This is a genomic window from Microcoleus sp. POL10_C6, assembly GCF_036701585.1.
Lineage (GTDB): Bacteria > Cyanobacteriota > Cyanobacteriia > Cyanobacteriales > Microcoleaceae > Microcoleus.
On sequence record NZ_JAUBRB010000028.1, the window covers coordinates 1 to 22,132 of the forward strand.

The following is a 22,132-nucleotide window of genomic DNA, read 5'->3' on the forward strand; positions in this document are numbered from 1 at the left end:
CTCTCATCCCTTCGATTGTGCTGTGGGGAGATCACTTTTGCTTGAGGGCGATCGTACTCTTTAGTCTAAACTCCAGTCACATACCTCTCAGGAGTTAAAACCTAACACTTACCGTTTTGCTTTTTTGTGGCCTTTTGACTCCGCACCAGTGTTACAACTCTTCTGGAAAGTACATTTGCAGCAAATCTGCCCCGCCCTAACCCAACTGGCCTAACTTCTCCAGAACTTACGTAAAAAGCACCTAAAGTATGATGCGAAACTCGGGCAAAACTCTTACTCTATAAATTCATCGGGCATTAAACCGATACCCACAACCGCCAAGATTTATTGCCAAAAATTAAATCTTTCCGGCGAAAACTTGCTATTTACTGAATAAGACTTTAAAATCCAGCTATGTAAATCAAACTCTCAATGAGCAGCCCTGCAAGCACAAACCCGAAAGGGGTCGCAAGTGCCAAAAAGCAGCAAAAGCTACCTTTTTTAAGTCTTTCAACAGCAAAGCATTGGCAGAAAAACCCAGGGATCGACGGTTGGCATCTTGGAACGAATGCTTTGCTCGCAATACTACAAATGTATCAAAACTTGTCAGCCAAATTTAGCCCTAACAGATGCCTAGCTGTAACTCTTGCTGCGTAAGGTTTCAGTTTGTAATTAGGCTGGTTTTATTGTCTTTAACTACTTGAGGATTCGATCGCATGGTTTCGATTTCTACAACTCAATCCGATGTGCTGCCTTTGTCTTCGCCAACCGTAACTGCTGCAACCCAAAGCAGTGCGGCTGCCGCAACTGGGGTGTGCGTGACGGTTCACGGTCACTTTTACCAGCCGCCCCGGGAAAACCCTTACCTGGACGCGATCGAACGCCAAGCCAGCGCCTCTCCAGCCCACGACTGGAACGAACGCATTGACATCGAGTGCTACCGCCCGAACGCCTTTGCCCGCATACTCAACGATCGCGGCGAAGTCGCGGGGATCGTCAACAACTACGAGTATATGAGCTTCAACATCGGGCCGACCCTGATGAGCTGGCTCGAACGCTACGACGCGGAAGTCTACCAGCGGATTCTGGAAGCCGATCGCAAAAGCTGTCAGCGCCTCAACGGTCACGGCAACGCGATCGCCCAAGTATACAATCACATCATCATGCCGCTGGCTAACGAGCGAGACAAATACACCCAAATTCGCTGGGGGATCGCAGATTTTCGCTCCCGATTCAATCGCGATCCCGAAGGAATGTGGCTCGCCGAAACCGCCGTAGACTACGCCACCCTCGAAGTTTTAGTCGCTGAAGGCATCCGCTTCATTGTCTTAGCCCCCTCCCAAGCCGAACGCTGCCGCCCGCTAATCGGGCAAAACCACGAAGGAGAACCAGCGGAAAATTCCGAATGGCACGAAGTCGGCGGCGGTCAAATCGATCCGACTCGCCCGTACCGCTGTTATTTGAAGCCAGAAATGCGGTTGATGGCTGACCACCAACTCTCGCCGCTGAGCACTCACTATTTTGGCCGCCAGCACTCCCAAAATTCTGCAGCCCCACCTGCCAACACTCCCTACATTGATATCTTTTTTTACGACGGCCCGATCTCGCGAGATATGGGCTTCAATGACGTTCTCAGCAGCAGCCACCACTTGGCAGGGCGCTTGGGTCAAGCAGTACGGGGAGACCACCGACCGGCTCAATTAATCTGCGTGGCGACGGACGGCGAAACTTTCGGCCACCACAAAAACAGTACAGAAAAATGCCTCGCTTACGCCTTCACAGAAGAGTTTCCCCGCCGCGGCTGGACGGTGACGAATTTTGCTCATTATTTAAGTCAAAATCCGAGCGCTTGGGAAGTGGAACTCAAACCCGTGACGGCCTGGAGTTGCTCTCACGGGGTCGATCGCTGGCAAGATGATTGTGGCTGCGGTGGTGGCGGCGGGTGGCACCTCAAATGGCGCCGCCCTCTGCGAGATACTCTCAATTGGCTGCGCGATCGACTGATTCCGATTTACGAAGAAGCGGGGCGCAAGCTGTTGAGCGATCCCTGGAAAGCCAGAGATGAATATATTGAGGTCATCCGGGATCGATCGCCCGCTAACGTTGACAGTTTCCTTCAACGCCATCAAGTGCGCCCCCTCGATGCCTCCGAACAGGTGGACGCCCTGCGACTGCTGGAAATGCAGCGCCACACCCTGTTAATGTTCACTAGCTGCGGCTGGTTTTTTGAAGAAATCTCGCGGCCAGAAGGCGTGCAAATTCTGCGCTACGCGGCCCGGGCGCTGGAATTGGCGGGCGAAGTTACCGGCGTCCAGCTAGAAAAGGATTTTGTCGCTCAACTAGCCCTCGTACCCAGCAACGTTGACTATTTCCAAACAGGGGCCGAAGTTTACCGCAAACTTGTGGTGACAGCCCAAATTAGTCTCAGACAAGTGGCCGCCCACTACGCGATTAGTTCTCTGTTTGCCAAATATCCCCGGGAACAGCGAGTTTACTGCTATCAGGCCCAGCAGGAAGACTTCCAAATTCAGCGCATGGGCTCGATGACTCTGGCTGTGGGTCAATTGCAGTTAACCTCGGAAATTACGCGGGAAACAGAGATTTTTGTGTTTGCTGCGTTGCACCTCGGCGGCTGGGACTTCCACTGCTGCATTCAGCCTTTTGGCAGCCGCCGGTCTTACACTATGCTCAAAGAGCGGTTGTTTGGAGTTATGCAAGAAGCTTCGGCGGCCCACGCGATTCTGGAAATGGTGCGCCTGTTTGGGGATCAGTCCTTTAGCTTGCGGGATTTATTTGCTGAGGAACGCCACCGGATTGTGCAGTTGCTGAGTCAGGAAAATTTGACTCGGTTGGATCAGCTTTACACTCAGGTTTACCGCGAAAATTACGGGGTGATGATGGCGTTCCACCGAGACGAGTTGCCGGTGCCGGTAGAGTTGCAGGTGGCTGCTGAGGTGGCTTTGGGACACCGCTGTTTGACGGCGGCTAAGGCGCTGGAAGTGGAAACGGAGGATGTGGAACCGCTGCTGGCAGAAATTGAGGCGATCGCCACTGAAAGCGGCCATCTCCGCTGTCGGTTGAACGTTCCCGAAGTCAAGGAAATTTTGGAAAAGATGGTTTGGCGATCGCTAGACGCGCTGCTGCAAGCAGGATCGGGTGTGGATGAGCGCTCGCCTGTCAAGTTGGAAGCTGATATCCGCACGATCGAGCGTTTGATTGCGGTGGGCGATCGGCTGAGTTTAGGCTTGTGTTTGGACAAATCGCAGGAACTGTATTTCGATTCTCTGTACAGCCAAATTGTGCCTCTGTGCTTGGGCTGGCTGCAACGGCAAGATGCCTCGGCGGACGAAACTGCGGTGGCTGCTGTTGCCTTGGAGATTGCACGTTCAGGCGGCGGCTGGGAGTTGTCTTCGATCCGGCAGTTGCTGGAGTTGGGTCAAACCTTGGCTGTTGATGTTGAGTGTTGGTTAAATCAGTTAAGTAAATAGTTTTCTGATTAGCCTGCATCTATTCCTGCCCTTGAGAATCCGCCCGATCGAGCTTGAAATGCCGATCGGGCCTGCGGTTTCAACCGAGAATAGATCGGCCTGGATGCCTCCATGCCGATCTTGGCTGGCGATCGAAGCACCGACAGAGAACCGCCAATTTTGTTTAAGTTTTCGCTCTACTTATGTGGGAAGATAAAAAGACTGTCCCCAAAGCGTACAGGTGTTCTGCACTTGCGCGCTTTGTAGAGTTTGGAAGAAAGAACACTAAGTTTAAATTTATGAAAGTTGGCGATCGCGTTTGCATTAAAAACTCTGTTGTTGTCTACCACCATCCTGAAAATCGCAGTCAACCATTTGATATTAAGGGTATGGAAGGCGAAGTCGTGGCGATCGTTCAGGAATGGCACGGCAGACCTGTAAGTGCCAATTGGCCGGTTCTAGTTCAGTTTGACAAAAAATTTAAAGCTCATTTCAAAGAAGATGAGGTTGAATTGATCTCTTCTGAAGTCTAGCTGTTTGATCCCCGACTTCTTAAAGAAGTCGGGATCTTGGGGTTCGGTTGTTTAAAGTGGGATTAAGTTAATATTCGTAATTTATTTAATCCTTAATTTTTCGACCCTCTGCGGCTGAACCAACCTAAAATATTCCAATCTCCCTGCATTTTCTGCAATTCCTGCTGATGCTGCTTGGCTGTAGCGTAATACCACTGGCAGTGAAGTTCTAGTTCTTGACGGTACTTAATTTCGTCGTAAAACTCGCGGACAATTTGGTGTCTCTGAAAAATTTCGGCCGCGGGAGTCGGTTCTGGGGCAATGTTTTGCAACTCGTGGGGCAGCATGATTGTTTGGGGGCGACGGTGGCTAATATTGGCTGTATTGACTTTAAGCTAGCACACTGAATCAATTTTGGATTTGGGAAGTGACTTAACAGTTGAGACTACTTAAATTCTTCCATCCAAAACCCCAAATTTAAAATTCTGTTAAAGCCATCCCCGCAGCCGATAAACGATTAAGCCGATGTATTCTTTCAAAGCTTTAGTTGACTGGTTTAACTGATAGGTATCCGGCAATAAATCCAAGGCGACTGCTTGCCAATTGCTTTGGGATGCTGCGATATCCTGCTGCGTGATTTGAAAGTCTGTTGGTGCCGCAATTGCTTTTATTCCCTGACGCTGGAAAATTAAGAGCGATCGAGTCATGTGCATAGCCGATGTCACTAGCAAAACCGGCCCTTTTATAGCTTTAACATCTAAAATTTTCCGCACGTTGACGGCATTTTGATAAGTGTTGTGTGAATCGGGGTCTTGCAGAATTGCTGATGCCGGTACACCCATTGTTTGGGCAATTTCTGCCATGTCTGCCGATTCGGGAGACCCGCCGCCTTTCCAATCTACTCTACCGCCGCTGAGAATTAGCAAAGGAGCTTTGCCTTGCTTGTAAAGTCGGGAACCGTAGATTATTCGATCGCCCGCTTCCGCTAATTCTACCCAAGGACGGGGAGGTAAAGCTGCTTTGACACCGCCACCCAAGACGATAATCGCTTCAGCTTGGGGGAGTTCGGCGGTTGGTAAGTTTTGCCATTCGAGCGATCGAACTAATGATTTTGAAACCCAACCGCTACTTCCGAGCAGTAAAATAATTAGAGCCACAGCAATTGGCGCCGCCGCCCATTTGGGACGCTTCCAAAGTGTGATTAAAGCCGCCATCATTAACAGGCAACTTAACCCCAAAGGATAAATAAACAGTGGCAGGAGTTTCGAGAGAAATACAAACATTAAGCAAGTAATTCAAATTGCTCGTTAGTGGAAATGGGGAATGGGTAATCGGTAATTAGTAATTTAGCTGGCGAGAGTTGTTAACTTTTAGTATTGAGTTAGGAATTTTGAACTCTTTAACTTAAAACCGCGCAGCGTTACGAGGCAGGAAGCAATCTCCATACTCAAAACTATTAGAAGTGCTAGCGACGATCCTCTGGCCCAGATAACCAGCCAAACAATGTAGCAGCATCAGCCCTAGAGGTTTTGCTATATTTATGGCCGTCCCTTTGCACTACTTCTTTATTGAGGATAGCATCCGAGGTTTTGTCCTGGGAATTCATATTCGGGTTGAGTAGTAATTCGTTGTGCCACCAAGCGACAATTAAACCTGCTGCCACGCCGCCGAGGACACCAAGACCGAGACTCAGGAGCAGCTTACATCCTACTAAGCGAAACCCAACGGTAAACAACACAAACCATATCAGCGCGGGGCTAAACCCCTTGGAGTCTCCGGTAAATTTTGGCATAAGCTGCAAGTTTTGTTTGTAATAACACAGAAAGATATTTACAATATTAGCAGACAATCAAATTGCCAAGGGCGATCGAGCTGCAACTACTCCCCACAAATCTCGTTTAATTGTACCTCTAAGTCTGGGGCGGTATTTACAATTTTTACAGAAATTTGCTCTAATTCTGTAAAAGGTTCAAAAGCTGCTTGCTGCGAACTCAATAGTTCGGCTGTCGCGTCGGCAATATCGCCCCTGCGCTGTTGCAGTCGTTCTCGCAATACTTCAATTGGTGCGGTGCAGTAAATAATTTGCAGGGGCAAGCCGTGGGATTGAGCCTGATTAATCGCATCGGTTCTCAAGTTTTGGCGATCGAACTTTGCATCTAAAATCACATCCCAACCTCGGTCAGCCAAAATTATCCCCAACTCTAACAATCTACCATAAGTCTGCGCGGTCATTTCATCCGAGTACAAATCTTGTCCGCCGCGTTCATTTAAAGAAATCCCGCCTAAATGTTTGCGAACAGCATCCGAACGAATATGAATTGCCCCAGTGCGGCGAGCCAAATATCGAGCCGCTGTACTCTTGCCAGAACCAGACAAACCGGACATCAAAGTTAACTTTCCCCGGTGCGATTGTGTGTATTGCCAAGCCAGTTTATAGTAATGAGCTGCTGTCTGTGAAAGCTCTGCTTTTTGGTCAGTTGAAATAGCCGGATCGTCCAACATTAACGAAGTTACTTTCGCTCTAACATAAGCTTGACGGCTCAAATACAGAGGTAACAGTTGCAGTCCTTCCCAATCCCCTGTTTGTTCGATGTAAGTATTCAGAAAAGCATTACCCAAGTCTCTGCGTCCGCGCGATTCCAAATCCATTACTGTAAAAGCCACATCGTACATCACATCAACAAAGCGAAAAGGTTCGTTAAATTCTATGCAGTCGAATAGCAATATTTTATCTTGCCACAATGCTAGATTCCGCAAGTGTAAATCTCCGTGACACTCGCGAATTTTATTATTGGCAATCCGCAGGTTAAATAACTCTTGATTTTCCGCAAAAAACGCATCAGTATAATCTTTGGTTTCCTGAAATTGGGCTTGACTCTGCGGCCCGCCGATATATTTTTGCGAAGTCAGGTAATTGTTGTCTATTGCTGTACGAATCTGACTAACTTCGCCAAATGTGCGAATGTAGCTATTACTAATTGCCGTGCTGTGAAACTTGGCAACTTCCCGCCCTAAGTCTGCCATAATTTGCTCGGTCAACAGTCCGCGTTCCAACAAACTAAGCAACAGCGAATCTTGAGGAAACTCCCGCATTTTCAGTGCGTATTCTACAGCAACTTCAGCCGGAGTTATAGCAGGTAAGTTGCTGCCCAATTGAAACGAATCCCCAATTTGAACAATTGGCAAAACTTCTAGATAAATTTCCGGTGCAGTGCGTCGGTTCAGCAGCAATTCTTCCTTGCAGAAATGGTGCCTTTTCTGCAAGGAAGAATAGTCCAAAAAGCCAAAGTTGACTGGTTTCTTGATTTTGTAAGTATAATCTCCTGTCAGCAGGACAAAGGAAGCGTGAGTCTGAATTAGCTGCACTGGTTCTGTCACCCCGTGCGGATAAAAACCGGGCTGCAACATTTGCTGAATCAGAGGTGGGAGACAAGTCATAGCGATTTTAGATTTTGGATTTTAGATTTTAGATTGGGGATTTTGGATTTTGAATTTTAGATTTTAAGTTGGGGACTTTAGATTGGGAGTGGGGATGTTGACTTTAATCCGATTTATTATAGAGTTGATAGTTAGTGTAAAAAAAAAGCAGCGATGACAGAAAATAATCAAGATTCCCGTTCGGTGGATGTGTTTGGGGTAGGCAATGCCCTGGTAGACATTCTAGCATTGGTGGAAGATGAATTTGTACTCGGCCACGGGCTGAATCGCGGCGGGATGACGCTGATGAATTCGGAAACGCAGGGGGGGATTTTGCACGATTTAGAGCACAATTCGCTGCAAATGCGATCGGGGGGTTCGGCGGCAAATACGATGATTGGTTTGGCTCAGAGCGGCGGTAAAGCGTATTATTCGGGGAAGGTTGCTAAGGATACTAACGGAGAATTTTACCGACAAGATTTGCTGGCGGCGGGGATTGATTTTAACGTGCATCCTGCTGCTGAGTCGAACGGGCCTACGGGTACTTGTGTAGTGCTGACTACGCCGGATGCGGAACGCACGATGTGTACTAATTTGGGTGTTTCTACTACTCTGGCGGCGACTGATATTGATGTCGATCGCCTGAGTCACTGCAAGTACAGTTATGTTGAGGGCTATCTTTGGGATGCTCCCGATCCGAGAAAGGCTAGCATTGAGACGATGGAACAGTCTAAGCGTCTGGGTGTGAAGGTGGCTTTTACTTTTTCGGATGGCTTTTTAGTCGATCGATTTGCTGATGATTTTCACAAGGTGGTTTCGGAATATTGCGATGTAATTTTTTGCAATTCTGATGAAGTTCGGAGCTTTTTTAAGGAGGAATCTTTGTCAGAGTGCGCTCGGAAAATGACCGAGATTTCGGATTTGGCTTTTATCACTAATGGGGATAAAGGCTGCATGGTGGTGGAGAACAAACAGATTGTTGATGTGGCTGGATTTCCGGTAAAGGCGATCGATACTGTGGGTGCTGGCGATGCTTTTGCGGGCGGTGTTTTGTTTGGAATTACTAATGGTTTGAGTTCTACACAAGCGGCTCGTTGGGGCAATTATTTGGCTTCTAGGGTGGTGCAGATTCACGGGCCGCGTCTGGAGGGTTCTCAGGCTCATCTTTTGAGTGAGGTGATTTCTGGTTAGGAATTGAAATGGGCGATCGCACTTTTTGGATTAAGGGCGATCGCACTTTTGAACAGCAGATGCACGCGGATGGACGCGGATGAGGGAAAGGGCGATTAAGCTTTTGGAATGTCTAACAGGTGAGGTATCTGATTATTCAAGAAATTGTTGGAATCACGAAGTTTTCCTGAAGCTTCAAATCAGCCATAGTGAAAGTGCCATTCAGCACAGCCAGATATTCATTAGTTCCCTTAACCTTCAGTGCAGTCCGCGCGCCACCGTTGTTAAATGACTCCAAATCAATCATATTGGCTTTCAATTCACCTGCTAACCCAATCTTATCAACACCACCAAAGCCAATAAAGCTATTTCCAAAATCGGTAATGATATCAGCATCACCTATGCTAGAAGCAGTATCGCCTCGTGAAAATACAAAGGTGTCGCTCCCAAAACCGCCTGTCAGCGTATCTTTATTTTTGCCACCAATCAGAGTGTCATCGCCCCTATCACCTGAAAGGAAGTCGTTACCTTCACCACCAAAAAGGATATCATTATCTTTTCCTGCATAGATGGTATCGTTCCCTTGATCACCGTAAAGGGTATCGTTTCCTGTAGTGCTGTAAATGGCATCGTTTCCTGCGTCCGCTAGAATATAATCGTTACTGAATTCACCAATCACGTAGTCATTTTTAGGCGTTTCGTAAGATATAAAGTCATTTTCACCTGACGTTTTTGCATTCCTGACTTTAAGTTGAATTGGCTCGTTAGGTTTTTTAACAGAAAGAACCCCTTCATGTGCCAATCCATTCTTTGCATCTTCAGAATTATAAATTAAGGTATTCTGCCTTGCGTTAAAGGTTTGGCTGTTGAGGATGCGGTTTCCTATTTCGCCTTTTTCCTTGATTAACTCCGTAAATGTTTTAATAACTGCAAAATGCTCTTCACCAGAATCTATGATATTACCAAAATCCATTTGGAACGAATTTAGTGATCCCGCAGCAAGGCGTTGATTTCCTCCAAGACTTTTCGCACCAACAAAGGCTAGGGAATTACGGGCGATATCCTGGAAGAATTCTGGGCGGTCTACTTTTGCTGTTCTTCCATCTAAATCGTAGCTTGCTGTGTAACCTGAATACACATCTATATTCAATTGTGAAGGAGGATCGAGCGCTATTATCGTGTTAATTCCAGTTGCATTGGGTATGACACTTTCACCTTTTCTATTAGTGCCTAATGTATAAATCCTTCCCATTTCACTACTGACGAGTGAGCCAAGGCTATGGCCTACTATTTTTAGATTTTCACGAGCTGCTTTACCATCAATTCCATACTCTTGTTCTAGCTTTTTAACGGCCCATTCAGCAACAGGGCTTGCCCACTTAGCTGCAAAGTAGTTGCCTAAGCGAGCGGTAGCATATGTAGAGTTTCCATTGTCCTTTGGCAATCCACCATTGCTAGAAGCATCACTCCAGTCTAGTAACAAAACTCGATCGTTAGGTTTTGCATCTTTAAGTGCTGTTTCTAAATCTGGAAACCTGTCAGATGTATCATTCCATCCATGAATCAGTACCCAAGTATTTTCTGGTTTAGGTGATTCGCTAAGTTGCCTAATCTCTACTTTTCGTGTCTTTTTTTCTGGGTCATTTTTAATTCCTTCCTGCCAGAATCCATATTTAAAATCATCGAGCTTGTCAAGTTCGCGAATACTTGTATTGAAGCCAGATAAATCTGAACCCAATTGAACAGCCAAGGGGGCGGTATCATTGATAGCAATTAAATTTTTTATACCATTTTTTAAAATCTTATCCGTGTCTGAGTCAACAAAATCAGCCGTGACTGTGTTTGGTAGCTTTTCCTGAAAGGGAGTTACAACCGTCGGGGGTGTCGGAGTTGGAGTTACAACCGTCGGAGGTGTCGGAGGTGGAGTTACAACCGTCGGGGGAGTTGGAGTTGGGGGAGTTGGAGTTGGGGGAGTTGGTGTTGGAGGAGTTGGTGTTGGAGGAGTTGGTGTTGGAGGAGTTGGTGTTGGAGGAGTTGGTGTTGGGGGAGTTGGTGTCGGGGGAGTTGGAGTTAGAGTCGCAGATGGGATAGACCCTGCACCAAGAATGTAATCATCAATGTTAATATCTGCAAACTTAATATCTGTAAGATCTTCTCTATACTCAAGACCTGTAATTTTTTTATCGAAAGTCCCTTTTCCAGTTGTGGGATTGATAATGATACGCTCATCGAGTGTGAAACCAACAAGAGTGCTTCCCTCAAAGGACAATCCCCTCAAATCACCAAATCCAGTCTCACCAATCAGAGTGGATTCACCTGTTAAGGACACAGAGAACAAAACGCCTAATTCAGCAAACAAAAATCGGTTATTAACAGGATCAAATACTAGGTCTGTAGGTGTAGTTGCAGGCCCAAAAAAGGTGTTGAAGTTGGTGATTGATGATGCAACTCCAGTCTGAGGGTTAATGGTGTATAATCCTGGAGAGTCACTAGCTCCGTAAAGTGTGCGATCGGGCGAAAATTCCAGAGAGGTCATCGTCGCGTCAGAAGGCAAATTACCAATTAATGAGGATGAGCCTGAGCCTGGATCGAGGCTGTATAACTGGCTACCAACTGAATCTTGCTTAATACTCAAAATTTTATTGTCATTAGAGAAAGCAATATCATTAAAAGATCGTAATTTAGTTTCTGGATCGGCAAAAGTTCCTATCGGCACAAATCTTCCTAATGGATCAACTGTTCCTGCTCGTCCGTTTACCGTAACAACTAGGGATGATGCAGTTCCTAACGAGTTAGTTATGATGGTATAGTCTCCTGTCTCGTTCGCATTCAAGCTAGTAGCTCTGATCGCGTAATTGACACCAGGAACTACTGTAAATTTTAACTGTGAATTCTTACTACCGAGAATATAGTTATTATTCTCGGCAATTACTTCACCTGTTGAAGCATTTACCAATTGTAGGTAAGCGTCAAAAGCTGTTGCGCCGAGGTTAACTTGAACTTGCTGCCAATTGGAAACCCCTGTCAAGGTATAGTCATCGGAGAAGTTACCCAATCTTTTGGGGTTATTAGTATCAGTGCTACTCAAACTCTCATCAATGAATTGCCCTAAGCTAATATTCGTCATAATCCCATCTCCTCAAAAATATAGTTACCTCAAAACCAGCAAAGCCCGCCTAGCAAGCCTTCCTAGATATCTATCAGGGCCTTCATCTGCTTTTTATGCAGTTCGCCCTATTCTTGTAATAAAACTTTACATCGCTCCCAACAGCTGATCGGCCGTATCCCCGATCGCCCGCCAGATGCACCGTCAAACGTAGCTGACAGCCAAACACATCATTTCACAATACTCCAAAATCCTGAATCTTTATCGGCTAAACGGCTCACAATTTGGCTCAACATAAAAGGCTCATTTGGCTCACCCAATCATGTAACATTATTTACTAAGGCAGAGTTTCCGTAGAGGAGTAGCAATGGCAGGCTTGCTCAGAGCATCCGAAGAAGGGCTAAAAATCATTGACATGGTAAGACGCAATCTCGGATGGAATAAAAGTGAGGATACCTGGTGTAAAGCCGCTCTAACTTCAAAAGCCACTTTAAGGAGGTTTTGGGCGTAAAACCGAATTCGACGCGAAACATTTATCGATATTTGCAAAGCTGTAGGAATCAATAACTGGGAAGATATTATCGAGCGCAATGATATCAAACAAACAGAATTACTTTTAGCCGCCGCGATCGCAGATATCCCCCAAGACAACCAAAACGATCGCACTTTCCCCCTCCCCGACAACTTACCCCCCGTCAGAAATTGGGTACAGCGCACCAAAGAAATCGACATCTTAAAAACTACTATTATTAACTCAGACATCACCGCCATCTCAATTGTCGGATTACCGGGAATCGGCAAAACCACCCTCATCAGCCAACTAATTCGCCAACTCCACACAGAAAAAACCCCCTTCACCTGCGCCGCTTGGCAATCCTTGCAATCGGCAACAGACAAAGCACCCCCCTGCGATCGCACAATTGACTCGCTGCTATTCACCCTCTCCAACGGCGACATTACCGCAGCCGTCACTGCTCAAGATGACTCTTTCAAAAAAACCGAAAATCTGCTCAAAATCCTCAGAGAAAAACCTTGCTTGCTCGTTTTCGATCGCGCCGACACACTTTTGAAAGCTGGAGAGGCAAAAGCGGCTGGTTATTTCGCAGAGGATTGTGCAGAATATGCTTGGTTATTCAAACAACTATTAGAAACAGAACATCAAAGCAAAATTATTTTCACCAGTCGCGAAAGCTTAGCCGAATTGCCGTCAACAGTCACCCGCGAAATCCAGCTAAACGGATTGGATCGAGATAGCGCAATTTCCCTGTTGCAATCTTTTAATCTGACTGCAAACCCAGAAGAATTAGCCGAAATGGGCGATCGCTATTCTGGACATCCCAAAGCCTTACAACTCGTCGCAGCCTTGATTCGAGACGATACCGAGTTTCAGGGAAATGTCGGGATTTTTCTGCACCCGAGAGACTGGTTGCTGATTCGAGATATTGAAAGAGCGATCGATGAAATGATAGCACGTCTGGGCGACGGCGAGCAAACTTGTCTCAGCCGAATTTCTGTCTATCAAACCTCAGAATATCCCCTATCTTTTGCGGGAATTAGCGCTCAAATGCCAGAAGTTAGCAAGTATGAACTCCAAGAAAATATTATTCAGGGACTCAAACGCCGACAATTGCTATATTACGATCACCACCTCAAATCCTATCAGTTGCATCCGCTAGTTCGAGAAAAGGGCGAGTACCTGCTAAATCAAAACGCTGAAAATCTCCGTACCGCCCACAGCGAAGCCTATAACTATTATATCAGCATTCCGATCAAACCGGAATCGGAATGGCAAGAAATCGAGGATATTAAGCCCCTAATCAGAGCGCACTATCATGCTTCTCAAGCAGGAGATTTAGATGCAGCAAATGCGATTATTTCTGAAGTTTGTGAGTATTTGCGACAGTGGAATTGTGCAGAGTTGGTGTGTGGAAATATAGAGTTGCCGTTGTTAACAGAGGTTAAAAACATTAGCCTTTCAGGGGCGGGCAAGATGCCCACCCCACAAGAAAATTAAACTCTTGTGGAACGGGCATCTTGCCCGTTTCCATAGTCCGCGAAGGCGGACTTTGTTTGTGTAGACGCGGTTTCAGCCGCCGATTTTAGGGACTTCAACCACTAGAATAAATCCCTCTTTCTTGCAGTTGCTGCATAAAAAACTCTTCCAAAGTAGGCTTAGCCAAATTCATCCCAATTAGCTGCCCTCCCGTACCGCTCAGACTAGAAAGAAACTCCTTCGGATCGCCCTGCAAATGACCGTACCACAAATCATTATCAACTTCCATATCCGGTATCCATTTTTTCAGGATATTCAAGTGGCCGCCCCTACCTTCAACCCGGTAAGTTTCAGTATTACCGAGAATTTCGTCGATCGCACCAATGCAGATTAACTCACCCTTCGCCAAAATTGCCACTCGATCGCAAATCTTCTCCACATCAGACAATATATGCGAATTAAAAAAAATTGTTTTTCCTTGATTTTTCAGCGATAAAATTATCTCCCGCATCTGATAGCGTCCCATCGGATCTAAACCAGACATCGGCTCATCCAAAAATACCACATCTGGATTGTTAATCAAAGCTTGAGCCATGCCGATCCGTTGCAGCATTCCCTTAGAATACTGGCGCAACTGTTTTTTAATTGCTGCCGATTGAGATAGCCCAACTAAGTCTAGCAAATTCGGAATTCGCTGCCGCTGAATCGAGGGGGGAATTTCAAACAAGCCAGCCGCAAATTGCAAGAATTCCCAGCCCGTGAGATAATCGTAAAAATAGGGATTTTCTGGCAAATAGCCGACTCGCTGCTTCACAGCGCGATCGCCCAAAGGCCTCCCCAACAGCAGCGCCCGCCCAGAAGTGGGGCGCACTATACCCAGCAAAGTTTTCAGCAGCGTAGTTTTCCCCGCTCCATTTTGCCCTAACAACCCGAAAGTTTCCCCCTCAGAGACAGTCAGAGTGCAATTTTTGAGCGATTCAATTTTTTCATTCATCCAGAAGCCGGTACGGTAGAACTTCCCCAGATTAAATGTTTCCACCACAGGGGTAGCTCCGTGCATCTCGGTGTGATTTGGCGCGTCTATAAGAGGTTCCATTTTCGTAAGCGAAATAAGTAGCACCTGATTATATTCTATGGCATAAGTTCAGTAATAATCGCTCTTTTTAATGTTAAGCTAATATTAGCTGTACTGAAAATATTCGGAATATGGATCGTTCAAAAATTATTGCTATTATCACTGGGGTGATTTCTATAATTTTAGCAGTGGCCTACCTGCTGCTCGTCACCCTCCTCGACTTCCGAGGCGAAATGCTGCCCGCACCTCAAAGTCAGTTGCCAGTCTCCATGCCAATTCAGCAATTAGCTAATGCTAATCTGACTTTCCGAGTACATTAGTTATTGGTTATTGGTTATTAATCATTGCAATAATAACTAACAACTAACAACCAACAACTGCCAGCTAACAACTAACTAATACACATGAATTGCTTTCATCATGTGATATGCAACTAGCAACTGCGTCAAAGCTAGCGGGTAACTTTGCAAAACTTCGCCAGTTGTGCCGATAAGTTTGCCAATTTCCGGGTTGCCTTGGGCGGAGCAAAATCCTCGCAGGTGTGGCAACTCGCTACACAACATCATTTCCAGTTCGTTTACTTGCTCGCTGGTAGCGTGCGAGTCTACTTCCAAAACGTCAACTGGTTTGCCCATATCCCGATCGAGTCCCAAGCGAATTGCAGGTTTAAAACTCTCGCTGCCTCGACCTAAAATCTCAGTAAAATCAGGGTGAGGAATTGTCGGTCTGAGCACTAAACGGACGCTCAAATTTGATTCATTATCCGCTTCTGGCGGGTAAAAACTAACTACAACGTCGGCCGATTTGCGCTGAGGACGAATGAAGTCTTCAGAGTCCGGTTCCCGTTTTTTTATTTCTGCAAGCACCTGTTCTTCAGTATAACCGCGCTTCATAATATCGCGCTTAACTTTCCACTGAGTTCGCAACTCTTCGGGAGGAGCAAGATACACTTTTACGTCGTAAGAATCGCGGATTGTTCGGGTTGCGTAACCGAGCAAACCTTCAACTATGACAAATTTGCTGGGCTTGATGTATTCCGGTGGGTCGAATGTACCTGTGGTGTGATTGTAGATGGGTTTGAGAATTGCTTGTCCGGTACGCAGCAGACTGAGGTGCTGCTGCATGATGTCGAGGTAATTGCAGTCGGGATGCAATGCTGTGATTCCGATTTCGGCCCGCTGCTTTCTGTCGTAGCGATGATAGTCGTCAGTGCAAATCACAGTGACATTTTCTGGCCCCAATACTTGGGCAATTCCCCGCGTCAGGGTGGTTTTGCCCGCTGCGCTGTCTCCGACAATACCGAGAATAATTGGTCGATCGCTCATTGTTTTTACCCGGACGCACAATAGCAAATTTTGTTGTCAATCTTAAATCTTATCAAAGTTGTGTTCGATCCGATCGCTCGGTTTGACTTGAGCCCCCGGAGTCTCCCCAATGTGTAAAAATATTGTTATATTTCTTAATATAATGCGGCACGGGAGACTCAGGGAACATCTGATTAAAAAATCACGCCCATTTCTCAACCGCCCAGGAGCTCGATCCTACTTTTGAATCCAGCTCCGCGTCAAAATTTCGGGAAAATTCCCCCTGCAAAGTGTCCGGGTAGTCTCCTTTGTCTTTTGTAGTGCAAATTGCAGCGGTGGGGTTCGTGGGATATTTTTGGTTTCAAAACTTGCCAGCAAGTAGTGAATCAATTTGCCAGTCAATCAATCGATGCTGAGGCTGATCGAATTTATCCGCAATATGAAATTTTAGCCCCAGCTTTCGCTGTTTTGACAAATTAGTATAATAAATTTGAGTTGAGGAGGCAATCATGCCCTCACAAACCTGTTTTTTTTCCTCTTGCTTGCCTTCGGCAATGCGTCTTTCCGTGAAAAAACAATAGGTTTGGACGCACCTGTGCGTAATTTATAAATTTAAACAAATTTTAAGTTTAACTAAGCCCGTAGCAAGCCCATGAATCAACCATCTTCAGAAAAATTAAGGGGCAGTATTTTAATTGTGGACGACAGTCTTAACAATTTATTGTTAATGGAGCTGATCTTATCCAGGAAAGGCTATAAAGTAGAAGCTGCATCTAGCGGTCAACAGGCACTCGATGCTGTGGATTTGGCTCAGCCTGACTTGATTTTGCTCGATATTATGATGCCCGATATGGATGGCTATGAAGTTTGCAGTCGCTTGAAAGCTACCGCTAGCACTCGTGGCATTCCCATTATTTTTCTGACTGCTGTGGTAGAAGCTTCTGAGAAGGTGAAAGCCTTTAAGGCTGGCGGGGCGGACTACATTACTAAACCTTTTCAAACCGTAGAAGTGGTAGCTAGGGTAGAAAATCAATTGCGGCTGCGGGAACTAGAGTTGCAACTGAGGGATAAAAATCTGATGTTGCAGCAGGAAATCGCCTATCGGGAACAGGCAGAAATGGAAACGCGGTTGCTGTTGGAAACAACCCAGTCTCAGAAAGAAGAAATTGAAGAATTGCTATTAAATATTTTGCCAAAACCGATTGCAAAGCGCTTGCAGGAGAGACAAAGCATAATTGCTGACAGCTTTTCGGATGTCAGCGTTTTATTCGCCGATTTGGTGGGATTTACGAATTTTGCATCTCAAAGAAGTGCTGCAGAAACGGTGCAAGTTCTCAATCGAATTTTTAGTCAATTTGACGAGTTGTCGTTACGGCACGGTTTGGAGAAAATCAAAACTATGGGTGACGCTTACATGGTAGTGGGTGGTTTGCCAGAACCGCAGGAAAATCACGCTTTTGCGATCGCCCAAATGGCACTGGATATGCAAGCTGCTGTCGCTAGCTTCAATGTCGAAAACAATCACAACTTTAGTCTCCGCATTGGGATAAATATTGGTGGGGTGGTGGCGGGAGTCATTGGTTTAACTAAATTTAGTTACGATTTGTGGGGCGATACAGTAAATGTTGCTCAGCGGATGGAATCAAGCGGTATTCCGGGGGAAATTCAGGTGACTGCTGCGGTTTACGAGTGTTTGAAAGATAAATTTTTGTTTAAAAGGCGCGGTGTTGTTGAGATTAAAGGTAAAGGAGAAATGATGGCTTATTTGTTGGTGGGGCGAAATTAGTCAGTTGACAGTTGTCAGTTGTCAGTTGACAGTTGACAGTTGTCAGTTGACAGTTGACAGTTGTCAGTTGTCAGTTGTCAATTACCACTCATCCTTTCGCTTGTTGCTGTGTGTTTCCCAATCGTCGTATTGGGGCCGCGGATACAAAGGTTCTTGTTCTACTTCTGGTTCCAATTCGGCTGACATTTCTAATTCGGGTTCCGATTCCTGCTGATAGATGTTCAGAGGTTCGACAACGCGGGCGATCGCATCTTTGACAAATGCTTTGACAAACTCGTCTTTCCGATTTAACTGAAACTGCCTTTGCACAACTTCGGTGATGCCACCATCGCCCCAATCTTGGTCATGACGGAAATATTCAATAAAACTTTTACCGGCAATTCTGGTTAAATAAGCGGCGCTGACTGCTTGAATTGCTTTGCCAAGTACAAACCCGGCTACGCTTAATTGCAGCGCCCTTGATACTACTTGAATTACGCCTTCAACTATTCCCAAACTTGCTAGGGTTTTTGCTAGAGACAATGCCAATTCTTTGGCGCGGTCGATATTTAATTCGCAGCCGTAAATCTTGGCAATTTCTACTACCATTTGAGCGTTAACTGCTGCTGTCGCTAACAAATCCACAACTGGCAAAGGCGTGACAGCAATTACTCCGGCTCCGATCCACTGAAATCGCTCTACTGCTTTATCAGCTTGCCGCCTTCTTTGAGCATCAATTAACTTGCGCGCTTGGTCTCCCAAGTGCTGAGATTGCAGCAAAATATTGTCCGCAATTAAGTCTTCGCCTTCGGCTCGCAAAATCGCAGCGACGCGCCGAATTAATGGCATAATATCCGGGTCTGGCTGAAAAATTGTGCCGTCTTCTAGTACAACTTTTTGCGGATTGGCGCTAATTGCTACTACATCCATTGCTGATACAAAACCTTTGACTCGCTGCCGCAGCCTAGTGAGAATTTCATCTCTGTCGGTGTCAGGATAAAGGTCAACTTTATTAAAAACCACGATCGACCTTTTGCCAATTTCCGCCAAAGTCCGCAGCGGTTCGTACTCTGATTTTCGCAAATCGCCGTCCAAAACAAATAAGATCAAATCTGCCCTTGCCGCCAACTGCCTCGCCAATTCTTCTCTGTAAGTCCCCGCAACTCCCGCTTCCAAGATACCTGGGGTATCAGTAATTGCTAATTCTCGATCGATTCCTTTCAATTTCAGAGTGTAAGTTTCCCCAACTTCGGTAGTTCCCATCGGCGCGCCCACCTGTCCCGCCATCCGCCCCACCAGCGCATTGACAGCGGAAGTTTTGCCCGCAGAACCGGTGCCGAAAACAACTACTCGAACGCTGCCGCGAGCCATGCTAGCTTCAATTTCGCGAGCTCTCAACAGCAAAGCTTGCCGCGCTACTTCATCTTGAATGCGATCGACTTGTTGCCGAATTGCTTTGAGATTTTCCGAAGCTGCTTCACTTTTCACAACAGGAATCTTCGGAGTAATCGGCCGTTTTCCCTTAACTTTCTGAGGGCGTTGCAGCAACCTAAAATAGTAAACCAGCGCAAAAATTAGCGTTCCCAAAAGTACAATTATCAGGAAAATCAGCAAATTAGCCAGCAGCGGAGAGGCAGACCACGCAACTTGACTGTAAAGCCCTGTTAAGGAACTCACCAGCCCAATAATCAGCCCCAGGGCGAGGCAGAAAGCAGCAATTAAGGTTAATAGGCGCGGCAAAGGCATGAGGGGAGTGGCAAATAAAAGGGTTATGCTTTGATTTTTACATTACGCCGATAGTCATCAGTCATTGCAAATCTAAAATCTAAAATCTAAAATGGCGAAGCGCCCGTTACCGTTAGCGAAGCGATCCGAAGGAAAGCCCGCGCCTACGGGGGCTACGCCAACGAAGAGGATCGTACTGCGCGAGTCCGCAAATCGCGATTCTGTCCGACTGCGGGCGCGGTTTGCGGGGTTTTAGTGGTAGCGGGTGCAGATGGAGTGCGATCGCGCTCTTGCTGCAATTGTAGCTTGCACGATAACTCACCTACAGTTTATCGCCCGCCGCAACTGCAGGCTGGTTTATTTGCATTTACCTACTTATTTATTCGGTGATTTATTCGATCGCGAGTCGAGCCATACTTTTTTATTAAGAATAAAATATCGCATGAAGTATCCAGAAACCCTATTTCTTAAGGTAAGTGCCTCCTGGAAGCTCCAAAAGCGGAAATGAAAAACCGGGTTTCTTAGGCAACGTAAGAGCATCCTAATTTACAAAAATTATCACATAAAATATCAATGCGGTACTCTCAAATTAGCCGCGAGTTAAGTTAGACTGAATTGTCAGTGCGTGAATTATTCACAGGTTAGCATCTATGCAGCTCAAACATCTAAATCAGCCTTCACAAGAACTCTCTACCTCTTGCGAGCATCACATCAAAGAGAGCCAGCCACTCAAGCCCAATTATTTCGCTCACATAGCCCATTCCTTGGGCAACCTCAGTATTCGCGACAAAATCAGCAGTGGGTACGCACTAGCTCTTTGTGTTGCGATTGGAGGAACGACTATCGGGATGTTGGTGGGCACTCATTACTATCGCAGAACTAACAATCAAGTACACATCGATCGAGAAACTCAGCTTTTAAATAAGTTACAGGTGGCTTTACTGCGAACTAAAAATAGCCAAGAATGGCTTATTTACGGGCTAGAACAGCCCAAAATTTTTGACAACAAATACGAACAACTACAAAACAATATTTACAATTTGAAGGTGTTATTATCTGAAGTCAAGAACTCTAAATACATGGAAGACATAGAAGGCATAGAAAAATTTAAAAAAACTTGCGATTCGCTATTGTCTAATTATCTTGCTCGAATAGAAACAGTTAATAAAAAAATCATTGTATTGCCAAATAACCCCGCCAAACAACTTGTAAAACGTAAGTTGCTGTCGAATTTAGATCGAGATAAAATAGGGTTGGAACTAGATAGGGCGGTCAATGATATAGCAGAAATTATCGATCGCGCCCAAGAGCAAGAAGATGCAGGGCGGGAGGATCTGCTGCGAGCCCAGACGCTGCGGGTGCAAATAATTTTGGGCAGCATGGCACTGTCGATCATCGTTGCAGCAGTGCTGGCGGGCTTCACCAGTCGGGCGATCGCCAAACCCCTCGCCGCTGTAACTAAAATCGCTCAGCGAGTGACTAAAGAATCTAATTTTCAGTTGCAAGTACCAGTTACCAGCACCGATGAAGTAGGAGTATTAGCAGCTTCGCTGAATCAACTCATTCAGAAAGTAAATCAGTTGCTAGAAGAATTGAAATCTGAACAAGAAAGCCAGATACTTCAAAATGAGAAAATGGCAACTTTGGGGCGGATGTTAGCCGGTGTTGCTCACGAAGTTAACAACCCAATCAATTTTATCTATGCCAATATCGCTCCTGGCAGAAATTATGTTGAAGATATTTTAGACTTGCTCAAAACTTACGAAACAGAAATTCCCAACCCCCCGGCCGCAGTTATCACGAAAGGCGAAGAAATAGACATCGATTTTCTCAAAGAAGATTTGAGCAAAATATTTGACTCGATGCAACTAGGGGCGGAAAGAGCAAAAGCTATTATCTTAAGTTTGAAAGATTTTTCTCGCCTCGACGAGGCGGCCCCTCATCCCGTCGATTTGCACGCCTGCATAGACAGCAGTTTGCTGATTCTCAACAGCCGCATCAAACAGGGCATTGAAGTGGTGCGAAATTACGGGAATATTCCGACTGTGGAAGGCTATATGGGTTTGCTTTACCAGGTATTTGTGAACCTTCTCAACAATGCACTAGATGCTGTGGAAGAGAAAGCAAAAAGTGAGAAGTCCAGCTCAGTCGAGGCGAAAAAACAATCGGCTTCGGAGTCACTCCAGGAAGCACCGAGTTTTTCGCCGAGGATTGTGATTGCTACAGAATACTTGGACGACGACTCAGTGGTAGTGCGAATTTCTGATAACGGTACGGGAATAGCACCAGAGAGCCAAGAAAAAATGTTTGAAACATTCTTTACGACTAAACCGAGAGGTGTAGGTACTGGTTTGGGATTGGCAATCGGTCGCGAAATTATCGTTAAAAAACATGGGGGGACAATTAACTTTTGGTCGGAGGTGGGAACGGGGACGGAATTTTCGATCGCCCTGCCGATTAAGCATGAGAATTTAAGGCAAAATACGCTCTTACAACCTCCAATTGATCGGGAATCAAATTCCATCGGCAACGGGAACGCGCCAACCAAGTCCGAAAAGAGAGGAACTGTAAAAACTTAAAAATTATTCGTTTTAATCCCTGTTTCAAAAAAGAATGCAA

At 45.9% G+C, this 22,132-nt stretch carries 15 protein-coding genes; 7 read left to right on the forward strand and 8 right to left on the reverse strand.

From position 1 onward, the window contains the following. Positions 1-695: 695 nt before the first annotated feature. Both QUA34_RS16995 and QUA34_RS17000 read left to right on the forward strand, forming a co-directional pair. A complete protein-coding gene (locus QUA34_RS16995; RefSeq protein WP_333329358.1) occupies positions 696-3,467 on the forward strand; it encodes a DUF3536 domain-containing protein in 2,772 nt (923 codons plus the stop codon). Between the two features lie 278 nt (positions 3,468-3,745). Next, positions 3,746-3,979 carry a ferredoxin-thioredoxin reductase variable chain gene (locus QUA34_RS17000; protein ID WP_333085253.1) on the forward strand — a complete coding sequence of 78 codons (234 nt, stop codon included), beginning with the start codon at positions 3,746-3,748 and terminating at the stop codon, positions 3,977-3,979. Between the two features lie 92 nt (positions 3,980-4,071). Here QUA34_RS17000 and QUA34_RS17005 read toward each other — a convergent pair whose 3' ends face one another. From QUA34_RS17005 to QUA34_RS17020, 4 genes are all read right to left on the reverse strand, one after another. Beyond that, positions 4,072-4,305, reverse strand: a complete 234-nt coding sequence (locus QUA34_RS17005; protein WP_333214159.1) for a hypothetical protein — start codon at positions 4,303-4,305, stop codon at positions 4,072-4,074. Between the two features lie 141 nt (positions 4,306-4,446). Next, the gene (locus QUA34_RS17010; protein ID WP_333329355.1) at positions 4,447-5,241 is read right to left on the reverse strand and encodes a YdcF family protein; all 795 of its coding nucleotides are present in this window, start codon (positions 5,239-5,241) and stop codon (positions 4,447-4,449) included. 182 nt (positions 5,242-5,423) lie between these two features. Next, positions 5,424-5,750, reverse strand: coding sequence for a hypothetical protein (locus tag QUA34_RS17015; RefSeq protein WP_333329351.1), 327 nt, complete (start codon positions 5,748-5,750; stop codon positions 5,424-5,426). A gap of 86 nt (positions 5,751-5,836) precedes the next feature. Continuing rightward, complete coding sequence (locus QUA34_RS17020) at positions 5,837-7,396, reverse strand: AAA family ATPase (RefSeq protein ID WP_333388455.1); 1,560 nt, start codon at positions 7,394-7,396, stop codon at positions 5,837-5,839. Positions 7,397-7,549: 153 nt separating this feature from the next. Between QUA34_RS17020 and QUA34_RS17025 the strand changes: the two genes are divergently transcribed. Beyond that, entirely contained in the window at positions 7,550-8,566 is a 1,017-nt protein-coding gene (locus QUA34_RS17025) for an adenosine kinase (protein WP_333388458.1), read from the forward strand. 136 nt (positions 8,567-8,702) lie between these two features. On the opposite strand, the gene QUA34_RS17030 is transcribed toward QUA34_RS17025, so the two are convergent. Continuing rightward, positions 8,703-11,672 (reverse strand): hypothetical protein, encoded by a 2,970-nt coding sequence (locus tag QUA34_RS17030; RefSeq protein ID WP_333388460.1) that lies wholly within the window; start codon positions 11,670-11,672, stop codon positions 8,703-8,705. Between the two features lie 754 nt (positions 11,673-12,426). Here QUA34_RS17030 and QUA34_RS17035 point away from each other — a divergent pair. Continuing rightward, complete coding sequence (locus QUA34_RS17035) at positions 12,427-13,665, forward strand: NACHT domain-containing protein (RefSeq protein ID WP_333388553.1); 1,239 nt, start codon at positions 12,427-12,429, stop codon at positions 13,663-13,665. Positions 13,666-13,759: 94 nt separating this feature from the next. Here the strand turns inward: QUA34_RS17035 and QUA34_RS17040 are convergent, their stop codons facing one another. Next, positions 13,760-14,740 carry an ABC transporter ATP-binding protein gene (locus QUA34_RS17040; RefSeq protein ID WP_333329340.1) on the reverse strand — a complete coding sequence of 327 codons (981 nt, stop codon included), beginning with the start codon at positions 14,738-14,740 and terminating at the stop codon, positions 13,760-13,762. A 110-nt stretch (positions 14,741-14,850) separates the two neighbouring features. Between QUA34_RS17040 and QUA34_RS17045 the strand changes: the two genes are divergently transcribed. Next, positions 14,851-15,039: a hypothetical protein gene (locus tag QUA34_RS17045; protein ID WP_333083223.1), complete on the forward strand. Its 189-nt coding sequence runs from the start codon at positions 14,851-14,853 to the stop codon at positions 15,037-15,039. A 75-nt stretch (positions 15,040-15,114) separates the two neighbouring features. Here the strand turns inward: QUA34_RS17045 and QUA34_RS17050 are convergent, their stop codons facing one another. Next, positions 15,115-16,044: a phosphoribulokinase gene (locus QUA34_RS17050; protein WP_333083222.1), complete on the reverse strand. Its 930-nt coding sequence runs from the start codon at positions 16,042-16,044 to the stop codon at positions 15,115-15,117. Positions 16,045-16,675: 631 nt separating this feature from the next. Between QUA34_RS17050 and QUA34_RS17055 the strand changes: the two genes are divergently transcribed. Further along, positions 16,676-17,809, forward strand: coding sequence for an adenylate/guanylate cyclase domain-containing protein (locus tag QUA34_RS17055; RefSeq protein ID WP_333388465.1), 1,134 nt, complete (start codon positions 16,676-16,678; stop codon positions 17,807-17,809). Positions 17,810-17,890: 81 nt separating this feature from the next. On the opposite strand, the gene QUA34_RS17060 is transcribed toward QUA34_RS17055, so the two are convergent. Then, the gene (locus tag QUA34_RS17060) at positions 17,891-19,534 is read right to left on the reverse strand and encodes a GTP-binding protein (RefSeq protein WP_333388468.1); all 1,644 of its coding nucleotides are present in this window, start codon (positions 19,532-19,534) and stop codon (positions 17,891-17,893) included. 629 nt (positions 19,535-20,163) lie between these two features. Here QUA34_RS17060 and QUA34_RS17065 point away from each other — a divergent pair. Continuing rightward, a complete protein-coding gene (locus tag QUA34_RS17065; protein ID WP_333329330.1) occupies positions 20,164-22,092 on the forward strand; it encodes an ATP-binding protein in 1,929 nt (642 codons plus the stop codon). Positions 22,093-22,132 lie beyond the last annotated feature (40 nt).

What these genes read in the sequence shown, in the direction of transcription:
- QUA34_RS16995 (WP_333329358.1), top strand. Translation starts at nt 696, where the DNA reads ATGGTTTCGATTTCTACAACTCAATCCGATGTGCTGCCTTTGTCTTCG.
- QUA34_RS17000 (WP_333085253.1), top strand. Translation starts at nt 3,746, where the DNA reads ATGAAAGTTGGCGATCGCGTTTGCATTAAAAACTCTGTTGTTGTCTAC.
- QUA34_RS17005 (WP_333214159.1), bottom strand. Translation starts at nt 4,305, where the DNA reads ATGCTGCCCCACGAGTTGCAAAACATTGCCCCAGAACCGACTCCCGCG.
- QUA34_RS17010 (WP_333329355.1), bottom strand. Translation starts at nt 5,241, where the DNA reads ATGTTTGTATTTCTCTCGAAACTCCTGCCACTGTTTATTTATCCTTTG.
- QUA34_RS17015 (WP_333329351.1), bottom strand. Translation starts at nt 5,750, where the DNA reads ATGCCAAAATTTACCGGAGACTCCAAGGGGTTTAGCCCCGCGCTGATA.
- QUA34_RS17020 (WP_333388455.1), bottom strand. Translation starts at nt 7,396, where the DNA reads ATGACTTGTCTCCCACCTCTGATTCAGCAAATGTTGCAGCCCGGTTTT.
- QUA34_RS17025 (WP_333388458.1), top strand. Translation starts at nt 7,550, where the DNA reads ATGACAGAAAATAATCAAGATTCCCGTTCGGTGGATGTGTTTGGGGTA.
- QUA34_RS17030 (WP_333388460.1), bottom strand. Translation starts at nt 11,672, where the DNA reads ATGACGAATATTAGCTTAGGGCAATTCATTGATGAGAGTTTGAGTAGC.
- QUA34_RS17040 (WP_333329340.1), bottom strand. Translation starts at nt 14,740, where the DNA reads ATGGAACCTCTTATAGACGCGCCAAATCACACCGAGATGCACGGAGCT.
- QUA34_RS17045 (WP_333083223.1), top strand. Translation starts at nt 14,851, where the DNA reads ATGGATCGTTCAAAAATTATTGCTATTATCACTGGGGTGATTTCTATA.
- QUA34_RS17050 (WP_333083222.1), bottom strand. Translation starts at nt 16,044, where the DNA reads ATGAGCGATCGACCAATTATTCTCGGTATTGTCGGAGACAGCGCAGCG.
- QUA34_RS17055 (WP_333388465.1), top strand. Translation starts at nt 16,676, where the DNA reads ATGAATCAACCATCTTCAGAAAAATTAAGGGGCAGTATTTTAATTGTG.
- QUA34_RS17060 (WP_333388468.1), bottom strand. Translation starts at nt 19,534, where the DNA reads ATGCCTTTGCCGCGCCTATTAACCTTAATTGCTGCTTTCTGCCTCGCC.
- QUA34_RS17065 (WP_333329330.1), top strand. Translation starts at nt 20,164, where the DNA reads ATGCAGCTCAAACATCTAAATCAGCCTTCACAAGAACTCTCTACCTCT.